Origin of the sequence: Pseudomonas sp. H3(2019), from assembly GCF_007713465.1 — a bacterium.
Lineage (GTDB): Bacteria > Pseudomonadota > Gammaproteobacteria > Pseudomonadales > Pseudomonadaceae > Aquipseudomonas.
On sequence record NZ_VMSG01000010.1, the window covers coordinates 19,487 to 45,587 of the forward strand.

Sequence of the window (26,101 nt, forward strand, 5' to 3'; positions counted from 1 at the left end):
CGGCGCTGAAGGTTACTTGGCGAACAACTGGTCGATGTCCTTGAACGCCTTGAACTCCAGCGCGTTGCCGCACGGGTCGAACAGAAACATCGTCGCCTGTTCGCCTACCAGTCCTTTGAAGCGAATACCGGGTTCGATCACGAAGCGCGTGCCCAGCGACGTGAGCCGTTCGGCCAGGGACTCCCATGCCTCCATCGACAGCACCACACCAAAATGTGGAACCGGCACGTCGTGACCGTCCACGGCATTGGTGTGGGCGGATTCCTGGGTGGCGGTTTTCGGGTGTTCGTGGATAACCAATTGGTGGCCGAAAAAGTTGAAGTCTACCCAGTGCTCGCTGGAACGTCCTTCGTCCAGGCCGAACACCTGGCCATAGAAAAGCCGCGCGGCTGCAAGGTCGTATACCGGGATGGCCAGATGAAAAGGGGAGAGACGCATGACGTTCAAGCCTCGATGACAGGAGAGTTGAGCTGATTCTAGTCTTGTGATTTTTGATTAAAAGACGATAATTTTTGCCTCCAGCTCAAATAAAATCGATCAATTGAGGCGCTCATGCTGCGTGAACTGAAAACCTTCATCGCGGTGACTCGCTATGGCACGTTCGCCGCAGCCGGCATGCACATTGGCCTTACGCAGTCAGCCGTCAGCGCGCAAATGCGCAACCTGGAGCAGGCGCTGGGTATTCGTCTGTTCGACCGCACCGGCCGTCAGGCCATCCTTAACGCAGCGGGACAACGGGCGTTGCCGATGGCCCGGGAAATCCTCGAAACCTTTCAGCGCATGGCCGTCATTGACGACGTCAGTGAGTTTCGCGGCGAATTGAGAGTCGGTGCTGTGGCGACTGCCCAAACCGGTTTGCTGCCCCAGGCATTGCTGCGCTTGCGACAGCAGGCGCCGTTGCTCGAACCGAAACTGGTGCCTGGCGTGTCACTCAACCTGTTGAGTCAGGTCGACGCCGGCGAGCTTGATCTGGCGATCCTGATCAAGCCACCCTTTGAGCTGCCCAAGGAACTGTCTGCCCAGGTGATCCGGCAGGAACCTTTTGTATTGATCGTGCCGCTGGACCTTGAAGGTGAGGATCCGTTGCCGCTGCTCAGCGCGCACCCGCATGTGCGTTATGACCGCAACTCGTTCGGTGGACGGCTGGTGACACGCTTTCTGCGCGAGCAGCAGATTGAGGTCAAAGTCGCGCTGGAGCTGGACGAGCTGGAAGCGATTGTGAAAATGGTCGAGTGCGGGCTGGGCGTGGCGTTGATTCCCCAGGCGGGGCTTTGGCTGGACTATGGCGCAAAGGTCAGGATCATCTCGCTGGGCGAACTGACGTTCTATCGGGAGATCGTGCTGTTGCAGCGCTACAGCCAGCGTACACAACCGATCCAGCAGTTGTTTGCGCGATGCCTGGTTTAGGTTCCTACAGGATTTGCACAAGGTACAAAAAACCCGCCAATCGGCGGGTTTCTTGTTAAAACGCGAACATTACTCTTCGATGTTGCCCATGGCGGTGGTGTTGAAACCACCGTCCACGTACATGATTTCGCCGCTGACGCCGGAGGCCAGGTCCGAGCACAGGAAGGCGCCGGCGTTGCCGACTTCGTCAATGGTGACGTTGCGACGCAGCGGTGTTTGCGCTTCGTTGGCGGCCAGCATTTTACGGAAGTTCTTGATCCCGGAAGCGGCCAGGGTGCGGATCGGGCCAGCCGATACGGCGTTGACGCGGGTGCCTTCCGGGCCCAGGGAGCCGGCCAGGTAACGTACGCCAGCTTCCAGGGACGCCTTGGCCATGCCCATCACGTTGTAGTTCGGCATGGTGCGCTCGGCGCCCAGGTACGACAGGGTCAGCAGGCTGCCATTGCGGCCCTTCATCATCTCGCGGCCAGCTTTGGCCAGGGCCACGAAGCTGTAGGCGCTGATGTCGTGAGCGATGCGGAAACCTTCACGGGTGGTGGCTTCGGTGAAGTCGCCGTCCAGTTGGTCGCCCGGAGCGAAGCCAACGGAGTGCACGATGCAGTCCAGGCCGTCCCATTTTTTGCTCAGCGCTTCGAAAACCCTGGCGATTTCTTCATCGCTGGCCACGTCGCACGGAAAGCACAGCTCAGGGCTCGAACCCCAGCCTTGTGCGAACTCTTCGACTCGACCCTTGAGTTTGTCGTTCTGATAAGTGAAGGCAAGCTCAGCGCCCTCGCGATGCATGGCGGCAGCGATGCCGGATGCGATGGACAGCTTGCTGGCGACACCGACGATCAGTACGCGCTTACCGGCGAGAAAACCCATGTGTTGCTCCTCTTTCAGGTTATTGCGCAGTGGCTGGTGCCAGGAAAGCGGCCTCCAGCAACTGCTGTGTATAGGGATGTTGCGGTGCGGCAAAGATACCTTGCGCGTCACCTTGTTCGACCACTTGGCCGTGCTTGATCACCATCAACTGGTGACTCAGCGCTTTAACCACCGCCAGGTCATGGCTGATGAATAGATACGTCAGGTTGTACTTGCTTTGCAGTGAGCGCAGCAGTTCAACCACTTGGCGTTGCACGGTGCGGTCGAGGGCCGAGGTCGGCTCGTCCAGCAAGATCAACGCCGGTTTCAGCACCAGGGCTCGGGCAATGGCGATTCGCTGCCGTTGTCCGCCGGAAAACTCGTGGGGATAGCGGTGCCGGGTTGCCGGGTCCAGACCGACTTCCTTGAGTACCGCGATAATCGCCAGTTCCTGCTCGGTCTCTGTACCGATCCGGTGTATCCGCAGGCCCTCGCCGACGATCTGGCTCACGCTCATCCGCGGGCTCAGGCTGCCGAAGGGGTCCTGAAACACCACCTGCATTTCCCGCCGTAGCGGCCTTACCTGTTGTTGCGACAGGCAGTCCAACGACTTGCCTTCAAAACGGATCGCGCCTTTGCTGGCAATCAACCGCAAAATCGCCAGTCCCAGCGTGGACTTGCCCGAACCACTCTCGCCGACGATGCCCAGGGTCTGTCCCTGAGGCAGGCTGAAGTTGATTCCGTCCACCGCTTTGACGTAATCGACGGTGTTGCGCAAAAAGCCTTTTTTGATCGGGAACCAGACTTTCAGGTCCTCGACTTGCAGCAGTGGCGGGCCGACGACATTGGTTGCCGGGTTGCCACGAGGTTCCGCTGCCAGCAGCTCCCGGGTGTAAGGATGCTGCGGCGCGCGGAACAACTCCTCGCACGACGCCTGTTCGACGATGCACCCCTTCTGCATGACACATACGCGATGCGCGACTCTTTGGACCAGGTTCAAATCGTGGCTGATCAGCAGCAGCGCCATGCCCAGACGGGCTTGCAGCTCCTTGAGCAGTTCGAGGATTTTCAGCTGAACCGTCACGTCCAGTGCGGTGGTCGGTTCGTCGGCGATCAGCAGTTCCGGTTCGTTGGCCAGGGCCATGGCAATCATCACGCGCTGACGCTGGCCGCCGGACAACTCATGGGGCAGGGCCCTGAGCCGTTTGTGCGGCTCGGGAATCCCCACCAGTTCCAGCAGCTCCAGGGTGCGCTGGGTCGCGACCTTGCCGGTCAGGCCTTTGTGAATGCCCAGCACCTCGTTGATCTGTTTCTCGATCGAGTGCAGCGGGTTCAGCGAGGTCATCGGCTCCTGAAAGATCATCGCAATCCGGTTGCCACGAATGTGCCGGATGGTTTTCTCTTTCAGCGACAGCAGGTCATGCCCGGAGTAGGTGATAGTGCCGGTGGGGTGCCGCGCCAAGGGGTAGGGCAGCAGGCGCAGGATCGAGTGCGCCGTCACCGACTTGCCCGAGCCGCTTTCGCCGACCAGTGCCAGGGTTTCACCGCGCTTGATGTCGAAGCTGACGCCTTCCACCACCCGTTGCACGCTTTCGCCGACCACAAACTCGACAGAGAGGTTGCGCACTTCGATCAGATTGTCCTGATTCATTTCACTTCCTCGGGTCGAAGGCATCGCGAGCGGACTCGCCGATAAACACCAGCAAACTCAACATCAGCGCCAGCACCGCAAAGGCGCTCATTCCCAGCCACGGCGCTTGCAGGTTGGATTTGCCCTGAGCCACCAGTTCACCCAGCGATGCACTGCCTGCCGGCAGGCCGAAGCCGAGGAAGTCCAGCGCGGTCAGGGTGCCGATGGCGCCCGTGAGGATGAATGGCATGAAGGTCATGGTCGAGACCATGGCGTTGGGCAGGATGTGTTGGAACATGATCGCGCCGTTCTGCATGCCCAGCGCGCGGGCAGCGCGTACGTATTCCAGGTTACGCCCACGCAGGAACTCGGCGCGGACCACGTCGACCAGGCTCATCCACGAAAACAGCAGCATGATCCCCAGCAGCCACCAGAAGTTTGGCTGCACGAAACTGGCGAGGATGATCAGCAGGTACAGCACCGGTAAACCCGACCAGATCTCCAGGAAGCGCTGCCCGGCCAGATCGACCCAGCCGCCATAGAAACCCTGCAAGGCGCCGGCAATCACGCCGATGATCGAACTCAGAATGGTCAGCGTCAGGGCAAACAGCACCGACACCCGGAAGCCGTAAATCACCCGCGCCAGCACGTCGCGGCCCTGATCGTCGGTGCCCAGCAGATTGTCTGCCGAGGGCGGTGCCGGTGCCGGGACTTTCAGGTCGTAGTTGATGCTTTGGTAGCTGAACGGGATCGGCGCCCACAAGGTCCAGGCGTCCTTGGCCTTGAGCAGTTCGCGGATGTACGGGCTCTTGTAGTTGGCTTCCAGCGGGAATTCGCCGCCGAAGGTGGTTTCCGGGTAACGCTTGAGTGCCGGGAAATACCATTGGCCGTCGTAATGCACCGCCAGCGGCTTGTCGTTGGCGATCAGCTCGGCACCGAGGCTTGCACCAAACAGGATCAAAAACAGCCACAGCGACCACCAGCCGCGCTTGTTGGCCTTGAACCGTTCGAAACGTCGGCGATTGAGAGGGGACAGGTTCATCTCAATGCTCCCGGTGTTCGAAGTCGATCCGTGGATCGACCAGGGTGTAGGTGAGGTCGCCGATCAGTTTCACCACCAGCCCCAGCAGGGTGAAAATGAACAGGGTGCCGAACACCACCGGGTAGTCACGGTTGATCGCCGCTTCGAAACTCATCAGGCCCATGCCGTCGAGCGAGAAGATCACTTCCACCAGCAACGAACCGGTGAAGAAAATCCCGATGAAGGCCGAAGGGAAACCGGCAATCACCAGCAGCATGGCGTTGCGGAACACATGGCCATACAGCACGCGATGCCGGGTCAGGCCCTTGGCCTTGGCGGTGACGACGTACTGTTTGTTGATCTCGTCGAGGAAGCTGTTTTTGGTCAACAGGGTCATGGTCGCGAAGTTACCGATCACCAGCGCCGTTACTGGCAGTGCTATGTGCCAGAAGTAATCGCGGATCTTGCCGGCCCAGCTCAATTCACTGAAGTTGTTCGAGGTCAGGCCGCGCAGGGGGAACCAGTCCAGGTAGCTGCCGCCGGCAAACACCACGATCAGCAGGATCGCAAACAGAAACGCCGGGATCGCGTAACCGACGATGATCGCCGAACTGGTCCAGACATCGAAGTGGCTGCCGTGCCGGGTGGCCTTGGCGATCCCCAGCGGGATCGACACCAGGTACATGATCAGCGTGCTCCAGAGCCCGAGGGAGATCGATACCGGTAGCTTTTCCTTGATCAGGTCGATGACCTTGGCGTCACGGAAGAAGCTGTCGCCGAAATCCAGGGTGGCGTAGTTCTTGACCATGATCCACAAGCGTTCCGGTGCCGACTTGTCGAAGCCGTACATGTGCTCGATTTCCTTGACCAGCGCCGGGTCCAGGCCCTGGGCGCCGCGATAGCTGGAGCCAGCCACCGAGACTTCGGCACCGCCGCCGGCAATGCGGCTGGTAGCGCCTTCGAAACCTTCGAGCTTGGCGATCATCTGTTCCACCGGGCCGCCGGGCGCGGCCTGGATGATCACGAAGTTGATCAGCAGAATGCCGAACAGGGTTGGAATGATCAGCAACAGTCGCCGAAAAATATACGCCAGCATCTTATTGCTCCATGCCCGCAGGATCGGCTTGTTCTTTGGTCAGCACTTCGATCGCAGGTTTAGCGTCGGGTTTGATCCACCAAGTGGAGATGCCCACGTCATTGGTCGGAGAGACTTTCGGGTGGCCAATGTGATTCCAGTACGCCACGCGCCAGGTCTTGATGTGCCAGTTGGGGATCACGTAATAGCCCCATTGCAACACCCTGTCGAGCGCCCGGGTATGGGCCACCAGACTTTTGCGCGAGTCGGCGTTGATCAGCTCTTCGACCAGCTCATCGACTACCGGGTCTTTCAGGCCCATGTAATTGCGGCTGCCGGGTTTGTCGGCGCTTTCGGACTTCCAGAATTCGCGCTGTTCGTTACCCGGTGAGCTGGACTGCGGGAAGCTGCCGACCATCATGTCGAAGTCGCGCGAGCGCACGCGGTTGATGTACTGCGACACGTCGACCCGACGAATCACCAGCTCGATCCCCAGGTCACTCATGTTGCGTTTGAACGGCAACAGCACCCGCTCGAACTCGGTCTGCGCGAGCAGGAACTCGATGCTCACCGGTTTGCCGGTGACGTCGACCATCTTGTCGTCGACGATCCGCCAGCCAGCCTCCTGCAACAGTTGATAGGCCTTGCGCTGTTGGGTGCGGATCATTCCGCTGGCATCGGTCACCGGGTTCTGGAACGCTTCGCTGAAGACCTGATCGGGGATTTTGCCTCTGAACGGATCGAGGATCGTCAGTTGGTCCTGATCCGGCAGGCCGGTGGCGGCCATTTCCGAGTTTTCGAAGTAGCTGCGGGTGCGTGCGTAGGCACCGTTGAACAGCTGCTTGTTGGTCCATTCGAAGTCCAGCAACAGGCTCAGGGCCTGACGCACGCGCACGTCCTGGAACACCGGGCGGCGCAGGTTGAAGACAAAACCCTGCATGCCGGTGGGGTTGCCGTTAGGGATCTGTTCCTTGATCAGGCGACCCTCGGTGACGGAAGGAGTGTTGTAGGCGTTGGCCCAGTTTTTCGCGCTCATCTCCAGCCAGTAATCGAACTGTCCGGCCTTCAGCGCTTCCAGCGCGACGGTGTTGTCGCGGTAGTAATCGATGCTCATGGTGTCGAAGTTGTAAAAGCCCCGATTGACCGGCAGGTCCTTGCCCCAGTAGTCCTTGACCCGCTCATAGCGGATCGAGCGCCCGGCCTTGACCTCAGCGACCTTGTACGGGCCGCTGCCCAGCGGAATCTCCAGATTGCCCTTGCTGAAGTCGCGGTGTTCCCACCAGTGCTTGGGTAATACCGAGAGCTGTCCAAGGATCAGCGGCAGCTCGCGGTTGCTGGTGTGCTTGAAGGTGAACAGCACCCGCAACGGGTCCTCGGCGATCACGTTGTCGACGTCGCTGTAGTAATCGCGATAGAGCGGCGAGCCGCTTTTCATCAAGGTCTGGAAGCTGAACACCACATCTTCGGCACGTACCGGGTGGCCGTCGTGGAACCGTGCCTCGGGGCGCAGGTAAAAGCGCACCCACGTGTTGTCTGGAGCTTTCTCGATCTTGCCGGCGATCAGGCCGTATTCGGTGACAGGTTCGTCAAGGCTCTGTCTGGCCAGCGTGTCATAGATCAGGTTGATATCGCCGGCGGGTACGCCTTTGCTGATGAACGGGTTGAGGCTGTCGAAGCCACCGAAGCCGGCCTGACGGAAGATCCCGCCCTTGGGCGCGTCCGGGTTCACGTAGTTGAAATGCTTGAAATCGGCCGGGTATTTCGGCGGCTCGCTGTACAGGGTCAAGGCGTGCTGCGGGGCAGCGTGAGCCGTGCAGGCAAGTCCTGCAAAGACCAGACCCAGCAGGGTACGCAAACGCATCATTGGGCTTTCTCCGAAGTCTTCAGCCACCACGCATTCAGTCCCAGGGTGTAGGGCGGCGTGGTGACGAAGGCGAACCGGTTGCGGTACGCCAGGCGATGATAATTGATATACCAGTTGGGGATGCAGTAGTGCTGCCACAGCAGCACCCGGTCCAGCGCTTTGCCGGCCGCCAGTTGCTCGTCACGGGATTTTGCCGCGAGCAGTTGTTCCAGCAAATGATCGACCACCGGGTTGGCAATGCCCGCGTAATTCTTGCTGCCCTTGACCGAGGCCTGGCTCGAGTGGAAGTACTGCCACTGTTCAAGTCCGGGGCTGAGGGTTTGGTCGAGGGTCATCAGGATCATGTCGAAGTCGAACTGGTCCAGACGCTGCTTGTATTGCGCACGGTCGACGGTGCGCAGGTGTGCGTCAATGCCGATACTGGCGAGGTTCTCGGCGTAGGGCTGGAGAATGCGCTCCAGGTTTGGATTGACCAGCAGAATCTCGAAACGCAGTGGCTGCCCGGCCGCATTCTGCAGGCGCTGGCCATTGAGCTTCCAGCCAGCCTCGGCGAGCAAACCCAGCGCCCGGCGCAGGGTTTCCCGGGGGATGCCGCGGCCGTCGGTCTGCGGCAGGCTGAAGGGCTCGGTAAACAGCTTGGCAGGAAGCTGATCGCGGTAGGGCGAGAGCATCAGCCATTCATGACCGACCGGTAAGCCGGTGGCTGTGAATTCGCTGTTGGGGTAATAACTCATGGCCCGTTTGTAGGCTCCGCTGAACAGGGCGCGGTTGGTCCATTCGAAGTCGAACATCAAGCCCAGGGCTTCACGCACCTTGTCGTCGGCGAATGTACCGCGCCGGGTGTTCATGAACAGGCCCTGGGTCTGGGTCGGAATCTGGTGGTCGATCTGCGCCTTGATCACCTCGCCCCGCCGCACGGCCGGGAAGCTGTAGCCATTGGCCCAGTTCTTGGCCTGGTGCTCGATGTAGATATCGAACTCGCCGGCCTTGAATGCCTCGAACGCCACGTCGCTGTCGCGATAAAACTCGACTTCAACGCGATCATAGTTGTACTTGCCGCGATTGACCGGCAGGTCTTTGCCCCAGTAATCCTTGACCCGCTCGAACACCAGCTGCCGCCCGGGTTGAACCTCGGTGATGCGATAGGGGCCACTGCCCAGTGGTGGTTCGAAGGTGGTCGCCTTGAAGTCGCGACCTTCCCAGTAGTGCTGCGGCAACACCGGCAACTCGCCCAGGCGCTGGATCAGCAACGGATTGCCGGCACGCTTGAACACGAAACGGATGCGCTGTGGGTTAAGGATATCGACCCGCTGCACTTCCTGAAGATTGGTGCGGTATTGCGGATGACCTTCCTTGAGCAGCAAGCGATAGGAAAACGCGACGTCGTAGGCGGTGATCGGCGTACCGTCGTGAAAACGTGCTTGCGGGCGCAGGTTGAACACTACCCAGCTGCGGTCTTCGCTGTATTCGACAGACTGGGCGATCAACCCGTAACTGGAGGCAGGTTCATCGCCGGACGGCGCGTACTGGCCGGTACCGACCATCAACGGTTCGTTCAGCTCGTTGATGCCGTACTGCAGAAAATTCGGGGTCGCGACCGGGCTGGTGCCCTTGAAGGTATAGGGGTTGAGCGTATCGAAGGTGCCAAACGCCATGACCCGCAATGTACCGCCCTTGGGCGCTTGCGGATTGACCCAGTCGAAGTGGGTGAATTTGGCCGGGTACTTGAGTGTGCCGAACTGCGCATAACCATGGCTTTCGCTGATCGTTGCGCTTGCGGGGAAGCTCAAGGCCAGACTGATTAGGAGCAGGAGGGGACGTATCAAGGCAGAGATCCGGTCCAGGCGGCTTGGGCTTTGTGGATCGTACAGTAACAGCTTGTATCGACAGGAAAAAGGCAGGGGGTGAAAGCAGGTTTCAGGGGCAAAAAAAGATCGTCCGAACGCGGCCCGAACCTTCGGCAGCTCCTACATGGATCGATGTCCGTAGGAGCTGCCGCAGGCTGCGATCTTTTGTTTTTTAGCGCGGGGAAGAAACCGTCAGCACCTGTCCAGGTTTGAGGGCCTGGCCAACACGTGGATTCCAGCGCTTGAGGTGTTGCATCTCAACGTTGAAGCGCTTGGCGACGATGTACAGCGAGTCGCCTTGCTTGACCTTGTACTGGGTCTGCTTCTTGTTGTTGGCCGCAACCACCGTGCTGATGCGTCCACCGCTGCGCTTGCTCTTGCTGGTGTCTCGCATCACCAGGGTCTGGCCAACCTTGAGGTCCTTGCCGTTCAGCTTGTTCCAGTGTTGCAGGTCCTTGACCTCGACTTTGTTCGCCTTGGCGATCTGCGTCAGGCTGTCGCCGCGTTTGACCCGGTAGCTGCGCTTGAGCGTTGCCAACTCGCGGTCGTCTGCACCTTCGAAAACCGGTTTGAGCGGACGCTTACTGATCAGCTCTTCAGGTTTCATGGTCGACAGGCTGGCGGTCAGCAACTGCGCCTTGGACGTCGGCACCAACAGGTGCTGGGGGCCGTCGATGGTGGTGCGTTGCTTGAAGGCCGGGTTGAGCTGGAACAGTTCGTCTTCGTCGATGTTGGCCACCGCGGCAACTTTGGACAGGTCCATGCGCTGGTTGATTTCGACGACTTCGAAGTAGGGCTGGTTGGCGATCGGGTTGAGGTTCACGCCATAGGCTTCTGGCGACAACACCACTTGTGACAACGCCAGCAGCTTGGGTACATAGGCCTGGGTTTCCGCCGGCAGTGGCAGGTTCCAGTAGTCGGTTGGCAGGCCGAGCTTTTCGTTACGCTCGATGGCCCGGCTGACCGTGCCTTCACCGGCGTTGTAGGCCGCCAGGGCCAGCAGCCAGTCACCGTTGAACATGTCGTGCAGGCGGGTCAGGTAGTCCATCGCCGCGATGGTCGACGCGGTAATGTCGCGACGGCCGTCGTAGAAGCGGGTTTGACGCAGGTTGAAGTAACGCCCGGTGGACGGGATGAACTGCCACAGACCGACCGCATCGGCGCGCGAGTAGGCCATCGGGTTGTAGGCGCTTTCAATCACCGGCAACAGCGCCAGTTCCAGCGGCATGTTGCGCTCTTCAAGGCGTTCGACGATGTAGTGAATGTACAGGCTGCCACGTTCGCTGGCGCCTTGAAGAAACGATGGATTGCTGGCGAACCACAGGCGCTGTTGCTCGATGCGCGGGTTGACGCCCAGCCCGTCCTGCAGCTGGAAGCCCTGGCGCATGCGCTCCCAGACGTCCTGCGCGGCTTGTGGGCTTGGCTTCTCGCTGAGCCAGATAGGTTTTTGTTTGGTCCGGGTGGAAAGCGTATGTGCCACGTCGGTTTGTGGCACATGACTGGTGCTTTGGCAGCCCGCCAGGGTGGCGGACACAGCCACCGCGATGGCTTGAGCCAAGCGGGTCAATGCGTCTGAATTGATGGATTTACGAATAGATGACGACATTGGCTGGAAGTTAGTTCCGGGCAAAAATGTCGGGCGATTCTAGAAAGCGTACGGGGTGCGGTCAACCATTCAGAATTTTTGGACCGATAGTGGCCCTGTCTAGAACGTATCTTTCCAAGCTCGAAGAGCCGCAAAAACCTCACTCGGAGCCCGGTTATCCAGGCCATTCCGTTCGTCTGCTTTTTCTTTAACAGATGTTTCGCCAGTACGCAGAAAAGGGTTGGTAAGTTTCTCCAGCGCCAGGGTTGACGGTAGCGACATGCCACCCGACTCGCGTAATTGGGAGACTTTCTCGAGACGCTCGGCAATGTCCGGGTTGTTCGGCTCGACAGCCGCGGCAAAGCGCAGATTGCTCAGGGTGTATTCGTGGGTGCAGTACACCAGTGTGTCTTCGGGCAACGCGGCCAGGCGGCTGAGGGAGTGGTGCATTTGTGCCGGCGTACCTTCGAACAGGCGTCCGCAACCGGCGGCGAACAGGGTGTCGCCACAGAACAGCAGACCCTGATGGTAGTAAGCGATATGACCCAGTGTGTGGCCCGGCACCGCATACACGTCGAACTCCAAGCCGAGTACGCTGACGCGATCATTATCGTTGAGGGCGATGTCACGTCCGGGGATGTTTTCGCTGGCCGGGCCGTAGACGGTGGCGCCCGTCGCTTTTTTGAGTCGTTCGACGCCGCCGACGTGATCATGGTGGTGATGGGTGACCAGAATGTCGCTGAGCTGCCATTCCGGGTGCATGGCCAGCCAGGCCTGCACGGGGGCGGCATCACCCGGATCGACCACGGCGCAGCGCTGGCTGCGGTGATCCTGTAACAACCAGATGTAGTTGTCGGTGAAGGCGGGAAGGGCACTGATCTGTATCATCGCAGGATTCGCCAAGCGGAAAACAATGGTGCATCTTAGAGCTTCTTGGCGAGTTGGAGAATGCAATGACCGATAAAGCGTTCGCTCAGGCTGATCCTGACTGGCTGGCATTGATCAGTGCCGCTCGCGAGTGGCTGTCAGGTCCCATCGGGCAATTTTTGTTGAGCGAAGAACGCCGGATGCTCGAAGACGAACTGGGGCGTTTCTTTGGCGGCTACCTGGTGCATTACGGTCCTTCGGCCGAAACGCCGCCGGCGGCAAAACAGGTGCAGCGCAATGTCCGCCTGGGAGCACCGCTGCCGGGTGTGGAAATAGTCTGCGAAGAACAGGCCTGGCCGATCAGTGAGCACGCCGCCGACGTGGTGGTGATGCAACACGGGCTGGATTTCTGCCTGTCGCCGCATGGCCTGCTGCGTGAAGCCGCCAGCGCGGTGCGTCCCGGCGGGCACCTGTTGATTGTCGGGATCAACCCCTGGAGCAGCTGGGGGCTGCGCCACGTGTTTGCGAGCGACGCCATGCGCAAGGCGCGCTGCATTTCGCCGTCGCGGGTCGCCGACTGGCTCAACCTGCTGGGGTTTGCGCTGGAGAAACGCCGCTTCGGGTGCTATCGTCCGCCGCTTGCGTCCCCGGCATGGCAATCCCGCTTGACCGGTTGGGAACGCAAGGCCGGTGACTGGCAGCTGTCAGGTGGTGGCTTCTATTTATTGGTGGCGCGCAAGATCGTCGTTGGCTTGCGGCCGGTCCGCCAGGTGCGCCGCGAGCCTATGGGCAAGTTGATCCCGCTGCCGATGGCCAAGGTCAATCGACGCCACAGCGAGCCGTGATAAACATTTTATTTTTCCGGCCGGGCTTGCCCGGCCTCGGGCGTTGTCGATCATTGATCGGCAAGCCACAGACATTTTCTGGATAGATTGGCATGAGCGATAGCGTAGAACTCTTCACCGACGGCGCCTGCAAGGGCAACCCTGGCCCTGGCGGCTGGGGCGCACTACTGGTGTGCAAGGGCGTTGAAAAGGAACTCTGGGGTGGTGAAGCCAATACCACCAACAACCGCATGGAACTGATGGGCGCGATTCGTGGCCTTGAAGAACTCAAGCGTTCCTGCGACGTATTGCTGGTCACTGACTCGCAATACGTGATGAAAGGCATCAACGAATGGATGGCCAACTGGAAGAAGCGCGGCTGGAAAACCGCAGCGAAAGAGCCGGTAAAAAACGCTGACCTGTGGAAGCTGCTCGACGAGCAGGTCAATCGCCACAACGTCACCTGGAAGTGGGTACGCGGCCACGTCGGGCATCCCGGTAACGAACGCGCCGACCAGTTGGCCAACCGTGGCGTCGACGACGTCCGGGGTTACAAGCAGGACTGATCCACCTGAAAAGATCGTCCGGACGCGGCCCGGACCATCGACAGCCCCAGGAGTGGGAATGGCGTACACCCTGTGAGCTGTTGCAGGCTGGGATTTTTCCGGCTCAACGCTCGCGTTCTGTCCGCCGGCTGCTGACTTCAGCCGGCACATCATCCCCGGCCATGCGTTTACGAAACAACGCCGCACGCGCCAGCAGCAGGGTGGTGACCGGCATGGTGATCGACAGCAGTATCGGGATCAGCCAGGCGTGCAACACCGGACTCGACTCGAGTGCCGAGAAAAAGATGATCGACGCCAGCGCCACACACCAGGCGCCCAAGGTCGAAGCCAAAGCCGGCGGGTGCATGCGCCGAAAGTAGTCCTTCAAGCGCAGCAGGCCGATGGCGCCGATCAACGCGAACAGGCTGCTGGCGACCAGCAGGATCGCCACCGGGATCTCGACCCACAAAGACATCTGACCCAGCTCATTCATTCGATCACCTCGCCACGCAGCAGGAATTTCGCCAGGGCAAACGAGCCGACGAAGCCGAACAGCGCGATCAGCAGCGCCGCTTCGAAGTAGGTGTCACTGGCATAGCGGATGCCCAGCACCAGCATCATCAGCATGGCGAGGATATACAGGTAATCCAGCGCCAGAACCCGGTCCTGCGCCGATGGACCCTTGAACAGACGAATCAGCGTCAGCCCCATCGCCAGCGAGAAAATGAACAGGCTGAACAGAACCGCATTCGAGAGCAGGGCACTCATTCGAAAATCTCCATCAAGGGGCGCTCATAAGTCGCCTTGAAGTGCTGGATGAATTGCGCCTCGTCATCCAGATCGAACACATGCAACATCAGAATGCTGCGATCCAGTGCCAGCTCCGACCAGACTGTACCGGGAATCACTGTGGTGATCATCGACAGCGCCGCGAGGCCGTTGGCGTCACGCAGGTCCAGTGGCACCTTGATGAACTTCGAGTGTGGCGGCCGTCGCCCGGCGTTCAGCACGCCCCAGGCGACGGCGAGGTTGGACGCCAACACGTCACACCCGACCAGGAAGATCAGGCGCAGGATTACTCCGGGACGACGAATACGGATCGGCAGCGGTCGCAGCTTGCGCATCATCAGTGGTGCGCAAAAACCCAGTATCGCACCCAGTAGCAGGTTGCCCGGGCTGATGGACTGGTTCAGCACCAGCCACAGCAACCAAAGGGCCAACGATAACCAGGGGGCAGGGAACAGACGTTTCATGGTTGCACCTCCTGCATCGCAGCCTTGGCTTCGGGGCTGGGTACGGCGCGGGTGCCGAGTACCGCCATCACGTATTGCTGCGGATTGTTCAAGGTGTCGGCGGCCGCCTGGGTGTAACGCATCAGCGGTTCGGCCTTGAAGGTCAACGCGATGCTCAAGGCCAACAGGGCAAAGATCGGCACGCATTCCAGGCGTCGCAGCACCGGTGACGGGCGTTCTGCGGGCGTCCAGAAGCGCTGGATACCCAAGCGCGAGAAGGCGATCAACGAGGCCAGCCCGGACAGGATCAACAGCGCCAGCAGGCTCCACGCCGTGTTCGATATCGGCTGCTCGCCCGAGGCGCCAAGGCCCAACGGGTTGAGCAGGGCGCTGAGCAAGCCGAGTTTGCCGATGAACCCGGAAAGCGGCGGCATGCCGATGATCAGCAGGGCGCAGGCAATGAAGCTCAGACCCAGGAAGGCCATGGTCCAGGGAATCACCTGACCGACCACGGCTTTCTGATCGTCGTCGAGGTTGATGCCCTTGGTCGGCGGTGAGGATTGCGATGGTCGCGGTAGCGCTTCGATTTCATCGTCCAGCGGCATCTCGATAGCGGTGCGCGAACGTTCGATCAGCTCCGCCAGCAGGAACAGCGCGCTCAGCGCCAGGGTCGAGCTGACCAGATAGAACAGCGCCGCGCCGATCAGGCTCGGCTGGGCAAAACCGATGGCCGACAACAGGATGCCCGCCGACACCATGATGCTCAGGCTGGCCATGCGCTCCAGGCGCTGCGTGGCGAGGATCGCCAACGCCGCACAGATAATCGTCGCCATGCCGCCGTAGGTCAGCCAGTCGCCGCCAAAGTATGCCGACGCACCGGCCTGGCCGGAGAACAGCAGGGTCCACAGACGCAGCAAGGTGTAGACGCCGACCTTGGTCATGATCGCGAACAGCGCCGCCACCGGAGCACTGGCCGAGGAGTAGGCGGGCGCGAGCCAGAAGTTCAGCGGCCACATCCCGGCCTTGGCCAGGAATGCCACAGCCAGAATCGCCGCGCCGGCATGCAGCAAGCCGCGATCGGCTTCCGGCACCAGCGGGATCTTCAGCGCCAGGTCGGCCATGTTCAGGGTGCCGGTGACGCCATAGATCAGCGCGGCGCCAATCAGGAACAGCGACGAGGCCAGCAGGTTGATCGAAATGTAATGCAGACCCGACGACACCCGCGCGCGCCCCGAACCGTGCAGCATCAAGCCGTAAGACGCCGCCAGCAGCACTTCGAAAAACACGAAGAGGTTGAACAGATCGGCGGTCAGGAAGGCTCCGTAGAGGCCCATCAGTTGAATCTGGAACAGCGCGTGGAAGCTTGCGCCGGCACTGTCCCAGCGGGCCATGGCGAACAGCAGGGCGCTGACGCCGATGATTCCGGTCAGCACCAGCATCAGCGCTGACAGGCGATCGACCACCAGCACGATGCCAAAGGGTGCCTGCCAGTTACCCGGCAGGTACACGCCGATGGAGCCGGGCACGCCTTGCGCCTGGGTCCACTGCAGCAACAGTACGGAAATCCCCAGTCCCAGCAGGCTGGAGAACAGGTTGATCCGGGCTTTGAGCGGACGGTGTTTTTCGCCGAGCATCAACATCAGCGCCGCCGTCAGTAACGGCAGCAGAATCGGTGCAGCGATCAGATGGGGCATCCAGCTCATTCTTTAGGCTCCCGGCCATCGACATGGTCGGTACCGGTCAGGCCCCGGGATGCCAGCAGCACCACCAGGAACAATGCGGTCATGGCGAAGCTGATGACGATGGCGGTGAGTACCAGCGCCTGGGGCAGCGGATCGGTGTAATGCAGCAGGTCTTGCGGCACGCCGTCCCTGATGATCGGCTCCTTGCCGATGAACAGGCTGCCCATGCTGAAGATGAACAGGTTGACCCCGTAAGACAGCAGGCACAGGCCCATCACCACCTGAAAGGTCCGTGGGCGCAGCACCAGCCAGACCCCGGTGGCCGCCAGTACGCCAATGGCAATTGCGATGACTTCTTCCATCAGGCCGCTCCTGGCTTGGCAATGGGTTTAGGCTGGCTGCTCGGCTTGTGGCCACGCACCGATTGGTGCGCCAGGGCAGTCAGGATCAGCAGTGTCGAACCCACCACCACGGCGTACACGCCGATGTCGAAGAACAGCGCACTGGCGATATGAATCTCGCCCAGCAACGGCAACCCGAAATGCCAGGTATGGGTGGTCAGGAACGGATAACCGGCGAGCATCGCGCCGAGACCGGTGAGCGTGGCGAAGAGCAGCCCGGTGCCCATCCAGCGCACCGGCCGCAGGCTCATCTGCGCCTCGACCCACTGAGTGCCGGCGACCATGTATTGCAGGATGAACGCCACCGACATCACCAGGCCCGCGACAAATCCGCCGCCCGGTTGATTGTGCCCGCGCATGAACAGGTAGAACGACACCACCACTGCAATCGGCAGCAACAGGCGCACCAGCACCGCCGGCACCATCATGAAGCCCAGCGCGGTATCGCTGGCGTGACGCGGGTTGACCAGATCGGTGACTACGTCCGGTGCCAGCAGGCGCTGTTGTGCCGGTAGTTGCATGCTTTCTTTCGGTGGGCGGAAGCGTCGCAGCAGGGCAAACACTGTCAGCGCAACGGCCACCAGCACGGTGATCTCACCGAGGGTGTCGAAGCCGCGGAAGTCCACCAGCATCACGTTGACCACGTTGCTGCCGCCACCTTCGGGCAGGGCGCGACTGAGGTAAAACGAGGAAATGTCGTTCGGTGTCTGGCGGGTCAGCATGGCGTAGGCGAGCAGTGCCATGCCGATGCCGACCGCGCTCGACAGCAGCAAGTCGCGCAAACGGCGAGCTCGCGCCTTGGGCACGCTGCTGGGCAGTGGCGAGACCTCTTCGATCCGCCGTGGCAACCAGCGCAGGCCAAGCAGGATCAGCACGGTGGTCACCACCTCGACCACCAATTGGGTCAGGGCCAGGTCCGGCGCCGAGAACCAGACGAAGGTGACGCAGGTCATCATGCCGCAGACACTGACCATCGTCAGGGCCGCGAGTCGGTGGTACTTGGCTTGCCAGGCGGCGCCCAACGCGCAGGCAATCGCCAGCAACCAGAGCGTGACGAAGACGATCGAGCCGGGGATCTTCGGCCGCTCGCCCCAGCTCAAGCCGCTGTGGAGCATTGGAATCAAACCGGCCAACACCGCCACCAGCACCAGCAGGAACAGCTGGGTTTGCAGACGCTGAGTGCTGATCCGCCGCTGAAGGCGTCGAGCCAGACGCATCATCACCACCAGGCTACGTTCGAACAGGCGCTTGCCGTTGAGCCGGCCGATGATCGGCGGGTATTCGAACCGTCCGCGTTTGAGCGGGTTGCGCAGCAGCAGGTATACAACGATACCGACGGACATGGCGATCAGGCTCATGATCATCGGCGCGTTCCAGCCGTGCCAGATCGCCAGGCTGTATTCGGGCAAGGTTCCACCCACCACCGGCAGGGCCGCGGCGGCGAGCAATGGGCCGACCACCTGGGCCGGAAAGATCCCCACTACCAGGCAGGTGAACACCAGCAATTCCACTGGTGCACGCATCCAGCGCGGCGGTTCGTGCGGGGTGTGCGGCAGGTCGGAAGCGGTTGGGCCGAAGAACACATCCACCGTAAAGCGCAGCGAATAGGCGACGCTGAATGTACCGGCGATGGTCGCGACGATCGGCAGGGTGGTCTCGATCCAGGCCGAGGCATTGATGAACACGGTTTCGGCGAAGAACATCTCTTTCGAAAGGAAACCGTTGAGCAACGGCACGCCGGCCATCGAAGCGCTGGCGACCATCGCCAGGGTCGCGGTGAACGGGATCAGTTTGATCAGGCCGCTGAGCTTGCGAATGTCGCGGGTGCCGCTTTCGTGGTCGATGATTCCGGCGGCCATGAACAGCGAGGCCTTGAAGGTCGCATGGTTGAGAATATGAAACACCGCCGCGACGGCGGCCAGCGGGCTGTTCAGGCCCAGCAACAGGGTGATCAGGCCCAGATGGCTGATGGTCGAGTAGGCCAGCAGGCCCTTGAGGTCGTTCTGGAACATTGCGCAGTAAGCGCCGAGCAACAACGTACAGGCGCCAGCCCCGCTGACGATGTAGAACCATTCTTCGCTGCCGGACAGCGACGGCCACAGCCGTGCCAGAAGGAAAACCCCGGCCTTGACCATGGTCGCCGAGTGCAGATACGCCGAGACCGGTGTCGGTGCGGCCATGGCGTGGGGAAGCCAGAAGTGGAAGGGGAATTGGGCGCTTTTGCTCAAGGCGCCGATCAGGATCAGCGGCAGCAGGATGGGGTACAGCGCATGGGCACGAATCAGATCGCCGGCGGCCAGGACCTTGTCCAGGTCATAGCTGCCCACGACATGGCCGAGCAGCATCACCCCCGCCAGCAGGCACAAGCCACCGGCACCGGTCACCATCAGCGCCATGTAGGCGCCACGGCGAGCATCGGCGCGGTGGTGCCAATAGCCGATCAACAGGAACGAGAAGAGGCTGGTCAACTCCCAGAAAAACACCATCTGAATCAGGTTGCCGGAGATCACCAGCCCGAGCATGGCGCCCATGAACGCCAGGAAGAATGCAAAGAAGCGCGGCACCGGGTCGTCCGGCGACATGTAATACCGCGCGTACAGCGACACCAGCGTGCCGATGCCCAGCACCAGCATCGAGAACAGCCAGGCGAAACCGTCCATGCGCAGGACGAAATTCAAGCCCAGGCTCGGTAGCCAGAAGAACTCTTCGCGAATCACACCACCGTGGGCGATCTGTGGATACAGCAAAGCCACCTGGACGGTGCCGATCAAGGCAACCAGGCCAGCAAGTATCGATTCAGTGTTACGCGCGTTGTGCGGCAGCAAGGCTGCCAGACAGCTGCCAATAAAAGGCAGAAGCAGTAGAACTATCAGGGACATAGGCTTCTAATCTGCGGAAGTTTGTGAAGGATCATACGTGCCGAGCCCCGGATCACCAACCGCCAAGCTGTGGCAGGATCCTACAAGGTAGGCTGAAAACGCCTGATTCACATTGTTTCGAAGTGATCGTTCCCACGCTCTGCGTGGGAATGCAGCCAGGGACGCTCCGCGTCCCAAGAGCGGACGCAGAGCGTCCGGTGAGACATTCCCACGCAGAGCGTGGGAACGATGGTATTTCCAGGCTTACTCCACGGACTCCCGCTCCAACTCATCCGCGGTTTCAGCCGCGGCTTTACCCTTGGTCTTCAACTCACTAACGATTACCGCCGCGACAATCAATGCCGCGCCGAACAGTGCCAGCCCCGGCAGCCGTTCACCCGCAATGCGCCCGGCGATACCGGCCCAGACCGGTTCGCCGGCATAGATCAGCGTCGCGCGGGTCGGTGAGACGCTTTTCTGCGCCCAGTTCATCGCGACCTGAATCGCCGCACTGGCGCCGCCCAGGCCCACCGCACTGGCCAACAGCAGCCAGGAGAAGCCGGGAAGCGCTTCCTGAGTCGGCACGATCATTAAAAATGCCAGTACTGAAGTAGTCGCCAGTTGCACCACGGTGACCCGTCGAACGTCGACTCGGCCAGCATAGGTGCTGATCAGAATGATTTCGGCAGCGATGGCGACGGCGCTGATCAGCGTGGCGATTTCCCCTGAACTGAAATTCAACGATGCTCCGGCAGGGCCCGAGAGCAGCATCAACCCGGTAAACGCCAGCATGATGCCAATGCTCGGCATCAACCCCGGCCGCCGTCCCAGCACCAGCCATTGCAGCAAGGGTACGAACGGCACGTAAAGCGCGGTGATGAATGCCGATTGGCTGCTGAGAATGGTTTGCAAACCGACGGTTTGCAGGCCATAGCCAAGCATGATCGCTACGCCAATGAACGCCCCGGCCTTGAGTTCGAACAGAGTCAGGTCACGCAGGCTGCGCCAGGAGAACAGCGCGACGATGCACGCCGCTGCGGCAAAGCGCAGGCCGACGAAAAACATTGGCCCGCTGACCGTCATCGCTTGCTGCACCAGCAGAAACGTCCCGCCCCAGACCATTGTGATCAGTACCAGCACGCATTCAGCTTTGCTGAACCGCGAGAAAAAGGCAGAGGGTTTGGAAGTATTCACCGACGTCATGGCCTTGCGCGCTACCTGAGGGGGACGCACAATGCGCCCGAAGTTGGGCAGTATACTGCGCAAACCCACTAAGTGAGCAATATAGTGCACAAAGATTCCGGCCAACGGGCCTCCGTCTTGCAACACGTCAGCCAGAACGTCCGACGCCTGCGTCATGCCGCAGAGTTGAGCCAGACTGCGTTGGCGGAAAAATCCGGGGTCAGCCGACGGATGCTGGTGGCCATTGAGGCGGGTGAAAAAAACGTCAGCCTGACCACCCTCGATCGGGTGGCCGAAGCCTTGGACGTAGCTTTCAGCGACCTGATTCAGGCCCCCGAGGTGCGCGACCCGAGCCGCATCAACGAACTGGCGTGGGCCGGCTTGATCCCCGGCAGTAAAGCCGTGCTGTTGGCCAAGGCCAATGCCAGCCGTGAAGTCGAACTCTGGGAGTGGCGGCTGGAGCCGGGCGAGCAATACCTTTCGGAGCCGGATGCCGATGGCTGGAGTGAACAGCTGTATGTGTTTGAAGGCAGCCTGACGTTGGTGCTGGGGGATGAAGAGCGCATTCTCGCGACAGGCGAGTTCATCAGCTTCGCCAGTAACCGGCCCCACGCCTATCGCAATGACGGGACGGTGGCGACGCGGTTTGTGCGTAATGTGGTGCTCTGAAACATATCATCGGTCCCGATAACCACGCAGTGATACATTTCAGACATTCCCCTCGATCCGTGAGAACCGCATGACTGAAACTCCTGGCGGACAAGCAACAGACATTATTCGCAACGCTGACATCCTGATCGTCGGCGGTGGCTTGAGCGGCGCGTTACTGGCCATGCAGTTGCTGCGCTTGCCCGGCAAGCGTCAGGTGCTGGTGATCGAACCCCGCGCCGAGTTGGGTCGGGGCGAGGCCTATAGCGCGGTTGAATTGGGTCATACGCTGAACGGCAATGCTGCGCGGATGAGCGTCGACCCGGACAACGCCGATGACCTGACCCAATGGCTGACGGCCTTTATTGCCAATGGCGGCTGGCCCGAGTCGGACCAGCAGTCGGTGCCGGTCGCCGAGTTGTTCCCGCCTCGGGGCATGTTCGGCCTGTATGTGCAGCAACGGTTGGCCGAAGCCCAGGCGGTCGGCGCGCGTTATGGCTCAAGCGTCGAGCATGTGCGCGGGGAAGTGGTCGACCTGCAAACCGATGAACACGCGACGTTACTGACCTTGAGTGATGGAACGCGCTTGCGCGGCACTTTTGCGGTGCTGGCGACCGGCCTGTTCCCGGCCGCACGAACCCCGCAAACCGAATCCAGTGGCTTGAACGCCGCCGCAGTGGACCCTTGGGATGTGGCGGCCATGACGCAGCTTGATCCGCAGTCGACGGTGTTGATCATCGGCTCGGGTCTGACCATGGTCGATGCCGTGGTGTCGCTGGAGCAGGCCGGGCATCGTGGACCGATCGAAGTGTTTTCCCGTCACGGCTTGTTACCGCATGTGCGGCGTCAGCCACCGGCGTGGGTGGATTTTCTGGCCGAAGATCCCGACATTCGCAGCCCGCGTCAGCTGATGCATGAACTGCGACGTCATTGTCGTGCCGCGATGGCGGACGGTATCGACTGGCAGGCGCCGCTGGATACCGTGCGGGCGCATATCGGGCGGCTGTGGAGCCAGGCGACGGATGTGCAGCGCCGGCAGTTTGTGCGGCATGTGCGGCCGTGGTGGGAAAGTCATCATCATCGATCGCCACCCTTGAGTGCCGAGCTGGTGGCGCGTTTGCACCAGGAAGGGCGCTTGCGGATTCAGGCTGCGTCGTTCAAGGGCCTGGCGCCCTCGGCGGAGGGCCGAGTGAGCATTCGTATTCGTCGGCGCGGGGAGTCTGAAGTGACGGTGGTCAGTGGCGATGCGCTGATCAACTCCAGCGGCATCGAATACGACTGGCGCCGGGTCGCCCGGCCATTACCGCAGCAGTTGTTGGCCCAGGGATTGATTCAACCGGGGCCATTGGCGCTGGGGATCGCGGCAGATGCGAGTGGGGCGGTAATGGATGCCGAGGGGCAAGTTGCCCGACGTTTGTTCGCCATGGGCCCGCCCCTGCGTGGGGTGTGGTGGGAAAGCACGGCGGTGACCGATGTGGCCAGCCAGGCCAAGGCGCTGGCACTGCGGCTGGCGCTTTGAAAGATGATGATCGTTACCACGCAGAGCGTGGGAACGATCATGTAGCAGAAGACAGAGAATCAGGACAAGAAGCCACCGTCCACATTCAGCGAAACCCCTGTCGTATAGCTCGACGCATCACTCGCCAAATACAGCACCGCACCGGCCATTTCACTCGGATCAGCCACACGCTTGAGTGGGATCTGCTGCAACGCGGTCTTCAGGATCGCGTCGTTTTTCACCAGCGCCGAGGCGAACTTGGTGTCGGTCAGGCCTGGCAGCAGGGCGTTGCAGCGAATGCCGAACTGCGCGCACTCCTTGGCGAAGACCTTGGTCATGTTGATCACCGCCGCCTTGGTCACCGAGTAGATGCCCTGGAAGAGGCCCGGCGAAATGCCGTTGATCGAGGCGACGTTGATGATGCTGCCGCCACCGTTTTCGCGCATCAGCTTGCCGGCTTCCACCGACATGAAGAAATAGCCGCGAATGTTCACGTCGACGGTTTTCTGGAAGGCGCCGAGGTCGGTGTCCAGCACATTGCAGAACTGCGGGTTGGTCGCGGCATTGTTGACCAGGATGTCCAGGCGACCGAATTGCTCGCGAATACCAGCGAACACTTGAGTGATCTGTTCCATCTCGCCGATGTGGCAAGCGATGGCGGTGGCTTTGCCGCCGTCGGCGATGATCGCGTCGGCCACGTGCTGGCAGCCGTCGAGTTTGCGGCTCGACACGATCACGTGGGCGCCTTGCTGGGCCAGCAGTTTGGCGATGGCTTCACCGATGCCACGGCTGGCGCCGGAGACGAAAGCGATTTTACCGTCGAGGTCGAACAACTGAGTCTTGGACATGGTTTTTCCTTGTGATGGGCGTGGCGCCAGGGGCGCGATCAGAGGCTGGATTTCTGGATGACTTGCAGGCTCATGTGCTCCAGCAGTTTGTTCATGTGAATGAACTGCGCGAAGCGTTTGTCCTGGGTCTGGCCATGGAAGAAGCGGTAGTAGATCTGCTGCACGATACCGGCCAGGCGGAACAGCCCATAGGTGTAATAGAAGTCGAAGTTGTCGATCTGGATCCCCGAGCGCTCGGCGTAGTAATCGACGAACTCGCGACGGGTCAGCATGCCGGGCGCATGGCTCGGTTGACGGCGCATCAGTTGCACCGGTGCCGGGTCGCCGGCTTCGATCCAGTAGGCGAGGGTGTTGCCCAGATCCATCAGCGGATCGCCGAGGGTGGTCAGTTCCCAATCCAGTACGCCGATGATCTGCATCGGGTTGTTCGGGTCGAGGATCACGTTGTCGAAGCGGTAGTCGTTGTGGACGATGCTCGACGTCGGGTGGTCGGCTGGCATTTTGTCGTTGAGCCAGTCCTTGACCGCTTGCCAGCTCGGCGCATCAGGGGTCAGGGCTTTTTCGTAGCGCTCGCTCCAGCCATGAATCTGCCGCGCGACATAACCTTGCGGCTTGCCCAGGTCGGCCAGGCCACAGGCCTGGTAATCGACGCGGTGCAGCTCGACGAACTTGTCGATGAAACTCTTGCACAAGGCTTCGGTTTTAGCGGCGTCGAGGCTCAGTTCCGGTGGCAGTTCGGAGCGCAGGATGATCCCCTTGACCCGTTCCATTACATAGAACTCGGCACCGATCACCGAATCGTCGGTGCAGTGCACGTAGGCTTTCGGGCAGTACGGAAAACCGTCCTTGAGCTGATTGAGAATGCGAAACTCACGGCCCATGTCGTGGGCGGACTTGGCCTTGTGGCCAAACGGCGGCCGGCGCAGCACGAACTCCTGCTCGGGGTATTCGAGCAGGTACGTCAGGTTCGAAGCGCCACCGGGGAACTGGCTGATCTGTGGCAACCCGCTCAGGCCCGCAATGTGCGCCTTGAGGTACGGATCGATCAGGCTGGCATCGAGTTCTTCGCCAGAGCGGATGCGGGTGGACTGGTCAGTAAGCGCCATGCTTATCCCTTCTGCTTATTTTGGTGGCCAGACATCATTGTCTAATCTAATGGCGCCCCGAGGGCGCCACAAGCGCGACAAGGTCTTATAGGTTAGCGTGTTGCTGGATAATCAGCGTTCCTGATGTGCGAGAACAGGCTCGGCGGACTATGGTTCAGAGGAGCATCGCTTTCAGGAAGGAGATTCGACATGGGCTGTCCGCAAGTGTGCGCCACCGCGACCCTGCAATGCAGTTTCGGTGCGGCGCCGGGGGTGCTCAACGTGCTGCCGGTGAACCGCACGCTGACCGGGGGCATGCCGGCGGCGAACATCATGGATCACATTCCACTGCTGAACATCATGCCGTTTGGCATGTGCATGAGCCCGGCCAATCCAATGGTCGCAGCGGCCACCGCTGCTGCCCTCGGGGTTCTGACGCCGATGCCGTGCATTCCGGCCACCGCCGCCCCGTGGATTCCGGGTGGCCCGCCGACCCTGTTACTGGGAAACATGCCCGCGCTGGATGCCAACAGCACCTTGATGTGCAACTGGGCCGGGGTGATCAAGATCGCGATGCCGGGGCAGATGCAGATGTTGATCCCTTGAACGACGGGTTCAGGCTTGCTGCGGATCCGTCCAGCGTATCCACCACCAGCGCATTCGCGAAATCGGCTTGCCCTCGGCGCCCAGCGGTCGTCCATCGCTGGCAAAGGCTTGCTCCGGTTCAAGCAACTGACCGTTGAGGTAGCGGGCGCTGACGGCTGGTTTGCCGTTGGGGTGAAACCGCTGGTAAACCCCTTCACGTACGCCGTCGCGGTAACACTCCACTTCAGCCACTTGCCCATCGGGAAAATAGTTGCTCGCTTCGCCATGCAGCAGACCTCGGCGATACGTGGCCTTGCGTTGCAGCCAGCCTTGCGGCGCATAAAACGTCGCGACGCCCTGTAACTTGTCATGCACAAAGGGCATCTGCGCCGACAGCTTGCCATTGGGGTGATACAGCAGACTCGTCCCATGCAGTTCGCCCTGGCTGTAATTCAAGGCTGCCTGGGGCTTTCCGGTTTCCTTGATGTGCAGCGGACCTTCCAGCTGGCCGTCGAGCATTCGCCCGTCGAGTCGGCTGTCACCGCGTTCCAGTTCCAGTTTGTCCGATGACATC

25 protein-coding genes are annotated in these 26,101 nt (G+C 60.9%); 6 read left to right on the top strand and 19 right to left on the bottom strand.

Going from position 1 to position 26,101, the window contains the following annotated elements:
* Positions 1-12 precede the first annotated feature (12 nt).
* Positions 13-438 carry a VOC family protein gene (locus tag FPT12_RS12060; protein WP_145016454.1) on the bottom strand — a complete coding sequence of 142 codons (426 nt, stop codon included), beginning with the start codon at positions 436-438 and terminating at the stop codon, positions 13-15.
* A gap of 114 nt (positions 439-552) precedes the next feature.
* Here FPT12_RS12060 and FPT12_RS12065 point away from each other — a divergent pair, with 114 nt between their 5' ends.
* On the top strand, positions 553-1,407 hold the full coding sequence (locus FPT12_RS12065; protein ID WP_145016455.1) for a LysR family transcriptional regulator: 855 nt from the start codon (positions 553-555) through the stop codon (positions 1,405-1,407).
* 69 nt (positions 1,408-1,476) lie between these two features.
* On the opposite strand, the gene fabI is transcribed toward FPT12_RS12065, so the two are convergent.
* The 8 genes from fabI to gloB form a co-directional block, all read right to left on the bottom strand.
* On the bottom strand, positions 1,477-2,271 hold the full coding sequence (gene fabI / locus FPT12_RS12070) for an enoyl-ACP reductase FabI (protein ID WP_145016456.1): 795 nt from the start codon (positions 2,269-2,271) through the stop codon (positions 1,477-1,479).
* Positions 2,272-2,290: 19 nt separating this feature from the next.
* The gene (locus tag FPT12_RS12075) at positions 2,291-3,901 is read right to left on the bottom strand and encodes an ABC transporter ATP-binding protein (RefSeq protein ID WP_145016457.1); all 1,611 of its coding nucleotides are present in this window, start codon (positions 3,899-3,901) and stop codon (positions 2,291-2,293) included.
* 1 nt (position 3,902) lies between these two features.
* Complete coding sequence (locus FPT12_RS12080) at positions 3,903-4,922, bottom strand: ABC transporter permease (RefSeq protein WP_054597120.1); 1,020 nt, start codon at positions 4,920-4,922, stop codon at positions 3,903-3,905.
* Between the two features lies 1 nt (position 4,923).
* Positions 4,924-5,997 carry a microcin C ABC transporter permease YejB gene (locus tag FPT12_RS12085; RefSeq protein ID WP_145016458.1) on the bottom strand — a complete coding sequence of 358 codons (1,074 nt, stop codon included), beginning with the start codon at positions 5,995-5,997 and terminating at the stop codon, positions 4,924-4,926.
* A 1-nt stretch (position 5,998) separates the two neighbouring features.
* A complete protein-coding gene (locus tag FPT12_RS12090) occupies positions 5,999-7,840 on the bottom strand; it encodes an extracellular solute-binding protein (RefSeq protein WP_145016459.1) in 1,842 nt (613 codons plus the stop codon).
* Positions 7,837-9,663: an extracellular solute-binding protein gene (locus FPT12_RS12095; protein ID WP_145016570.1), complete on the bottom strand. Its 1,827-nt coding sequence runs from the start codon at positions 9,661-9,663 to the stop codon at positions 7,837-7,839. Before FPT12_RS12095 ends, FPT12_RS12090 begins: the two co-directional genes overlap by 4 nt.
* Positions 9,664-9,859: 196 nt before the next feature.
* Entirely contained in the window at positions 9,860-11,293 is a 1,434-nt protein-coding gene (locus FPT12_RS12100; protein ID WP_145016460.1) for a LysM peptidoglycan-binding domain-containing protein, read from the bottom strand.
* Between the two features lie 99 nt (positions 11,294-11,392).
* Positions 11,393-12,160 carry a hydroxyacylglutathione hydrolase gene (gloB, locus tag FPT12_RS12105; RefSeq protein WP_145016461.1) on the bottom strand — a complete coding sequence of 256 codons (768 nt, stop codon included), beginning with the start codon at positions 12,158-12,160 and terminating at the stop codon, positions 11,393-11,395.
* Positions 12,161-12,225: 65 nt separating this feature from the next.
* Here gloB and FPT12_RS12110 point away from each other — a divergent pair, with 65 nt between their 5' ends.
* Together FPT12_RS12110 and rnhA are read left to right on the top strand one after the other, a co-directional pair.
* The gene (locus FPT12_RS12110; RefSeq protein WP_145016462.1) at positions 12,226-12,984 is read left to right on the top strand and encodes a class I SAM-dependent methyltransferase; all 759 of its coding nucleotides are present in this window, start codon (positions 12,226-12,228) and stop codon (positions 12,982-12,984) included.
* 92 nt (positions 12,985-13,076) lie between these two features.
* Entirely contained in the window at positions 13,077-13,529 is a 453-nt protein-coding gene (gene rnhA / locus FPT12_RS12115; protein WP_145016463.1) for a ribonuclease HI, read from the top strand.
* Between the two features lie 103 nt (positions 13,530-13,632).
* Here rnhA and FPT12_RS12120 read toward each other — a convergent pair whose 3' ends face one another.
* From FPT12_RS12120 to FPT12_RS12150, 7 genes are all read right to left on the bottom strand, one after another.
* Complete coding sequence (locus tag FPT12_RS12120) at positions 13,633-14,001, bottom strand: Na+/H+ antiporter subunit G (RefSeq protein ID WP_145016464.1); 369 nt, start codon at positions 13,999-14,001, stop codon at positions 13,633-13,635.
* The gene (locus FPT12_RS12125) at positions 13,998-14,276 is read right to left on the bottom strand and encodes a K+/H+ antiporter subunit F (protein WP_145016465.1); all 279 of its coding nucleotides are present in this window, start codon (positions 14,274-14,276) and stop codon (positions 13,998-14,000) included. Before FPT12_RS12125 ends, FPT12_RS12120 begins: the two co-directional genes overlap by 4 nt.
* Positions 14,273-14,761, bottom strand: coding sequence for a Na+/H+ antiporter subunit E (locus tag FPT12_RS12130; RefSeq protein ID WP_145016466.1), 489 nt, complete (start codon positions 14,759-14,761; stop codon positions 14,273-14,275). Before FPT12_RS12130 ends, FPT12_RS12125 begins: the two co-directional genes overlap by 4 nt.
* Positions 14,758-16,443, bottom strand: a complete 1,686-nt coding sequence (locus tag FPT12_RS12135) for a monovalent cation/H+ antiporter subunit D (protein WP_145016467.1) — start codon at positions 16,441-16,443, stop codon at positions 14,758-14,760. Before FPT12_RS12135 ends, FPT12_RS12130 begins: the two co-directional genes overlap by 4 nt.
* Entirely contained in the window at positions 16,440-16,784 is a 345-nt protein-coding gene (locus tag FPT12_RS12140) for a Na+/H+ antiporter subunit C (RefSeq protein WP_145016468.1), read from the bottom strand. Before FPT12_RS12140 ends, FPT12_RS12135 begins: the two co-directional genes overlap by 4 nt.
* Positions 16,784-19,702 (bottom strand): monovalent cation/H+ antiporter subunit A, encoded by a 2,919-nt coding sequence (locus FPT12_RS12145; RefSeq protein ID WP_145016469.1) that lies wholly within the window; start codon positions 19,700-19,702, stop codon positions 16,784-16,786. Before FPT12_RS12145 ends, FPT12_RS12140 begins: the two co-directional genes overlap by 1 nt.
* A 243-nt stretch (positions 19,703-19,945) precedes the next feature.
* Positions 19,946-20,974: a DMT family transporter gene (locus FPT12_RS12150; protein ID WP_145016470.1), complete on the bottom strand. Its 1,029-nt coding sequence runs from the start codon at positions 20,972-20,974 to the stop codon at positions 19,946-19,948.
* Between FPT12_RS12150 and FPT12_RS12155 the strand changes: the two genes are divergently transcribed.
* Both FPT12_RS12155 and FPT12_RS12160 read left to right on the top strand, forming a co-directional pair.
* Positions 20,969-21,532, top strand: coding sequence for a helix-turn-helix domain-containing protein (locus tag FPT12_RS12155; RefSeq protein ID WP_145016471.1), 564 nt, complete (start codon positions 20,969-20,971; stop codon positions 21,530-21,532). The genes FPT12_RS12150 and FPT12_RS12155 overlap by 6 nt on opposite strands.
* A 70-nt stretch (positions 21,533-21,602) precedes the next feature.
* Positions 21,603-23,030, top strand: a complete 1,428-nt coding sequence (locus FPT12_RS12160; RefSeq protein WP_145016472.1) for an FAD/NAD(P)-binding protein — start codon at positions 21,603-21,605, stop codon at positions 23,028-23,030.
* A gap of 59 nt (positions 23,031-23,089) precedes the next feature.
* Here FPT12_RS12160 and FPT12_RS12165 read toward each other — a convergent pair whose 3' ends face one another.
* Together FPT12_RS12165 and FPT12_RS12170 are read right to left on the bottom strand one after the other, a co-directional pair.
* Positions 23,090-23,857, bottom strand: a complete 768-nt coding sequence (locus FPT12_RS12165) for an SDR family oxidoreductase (protein ID WP_145016473.1) — start codon at positions 23,855-23,857, stop codon at positions 23,090-23,092.
* 38 nt (positions 23,858-23,895) lie between these two features.
* Positions 23,896-24,963: a phosphotransferase family protein gene (locus FPT12_RS12170; RefSeq protein WP_145016474.1), complete on the bottom strand. Its 1,068-nt coding sequence runs from the start codon at positions 24,961-24,963 to the stop codon at positions 23,896-23,898.
* A 189-nt stretch (positions 24,964-25,152) separates the two neighbouring features.
* Here FPT12_RS12170 and FPT12_RS12175 point away from each other — a divergent pair, with 189 nt between their 5' ends.
* Positions 25,153-25,548 carry a DUF4280 domain-containing protein gene (locus FPT12_RS12175; protein ID WP_123583801.1) on the top strand — a complete coding sequence of 132 codons (396 nt, stop codon included), beginning with the start codon at positions 25,153-25,155 and terminating at the stop codon, positions 25,546-25,548.
* Between the two features lie 9 nt (positions 25,549-25,557).
* On the opposite strand, the gene FPT12_RS12180 is transcribed toward FPT12_RS12175, so the two are convergent.
* On the bottom strand, positions 25,558-26,100 hold the full coding sequence (locus tag FPT12_RS12180; RefSeq protein WP_145016475.1) for a toxin-antitoxin system YwqK family antitoxin: 543 nt from the start codon (positions 26,098-26,100) through the stop codon (positions 25,558-25,560).
* Between the last annotated feature and the right edge of the window lies 1 nt (position 26,101).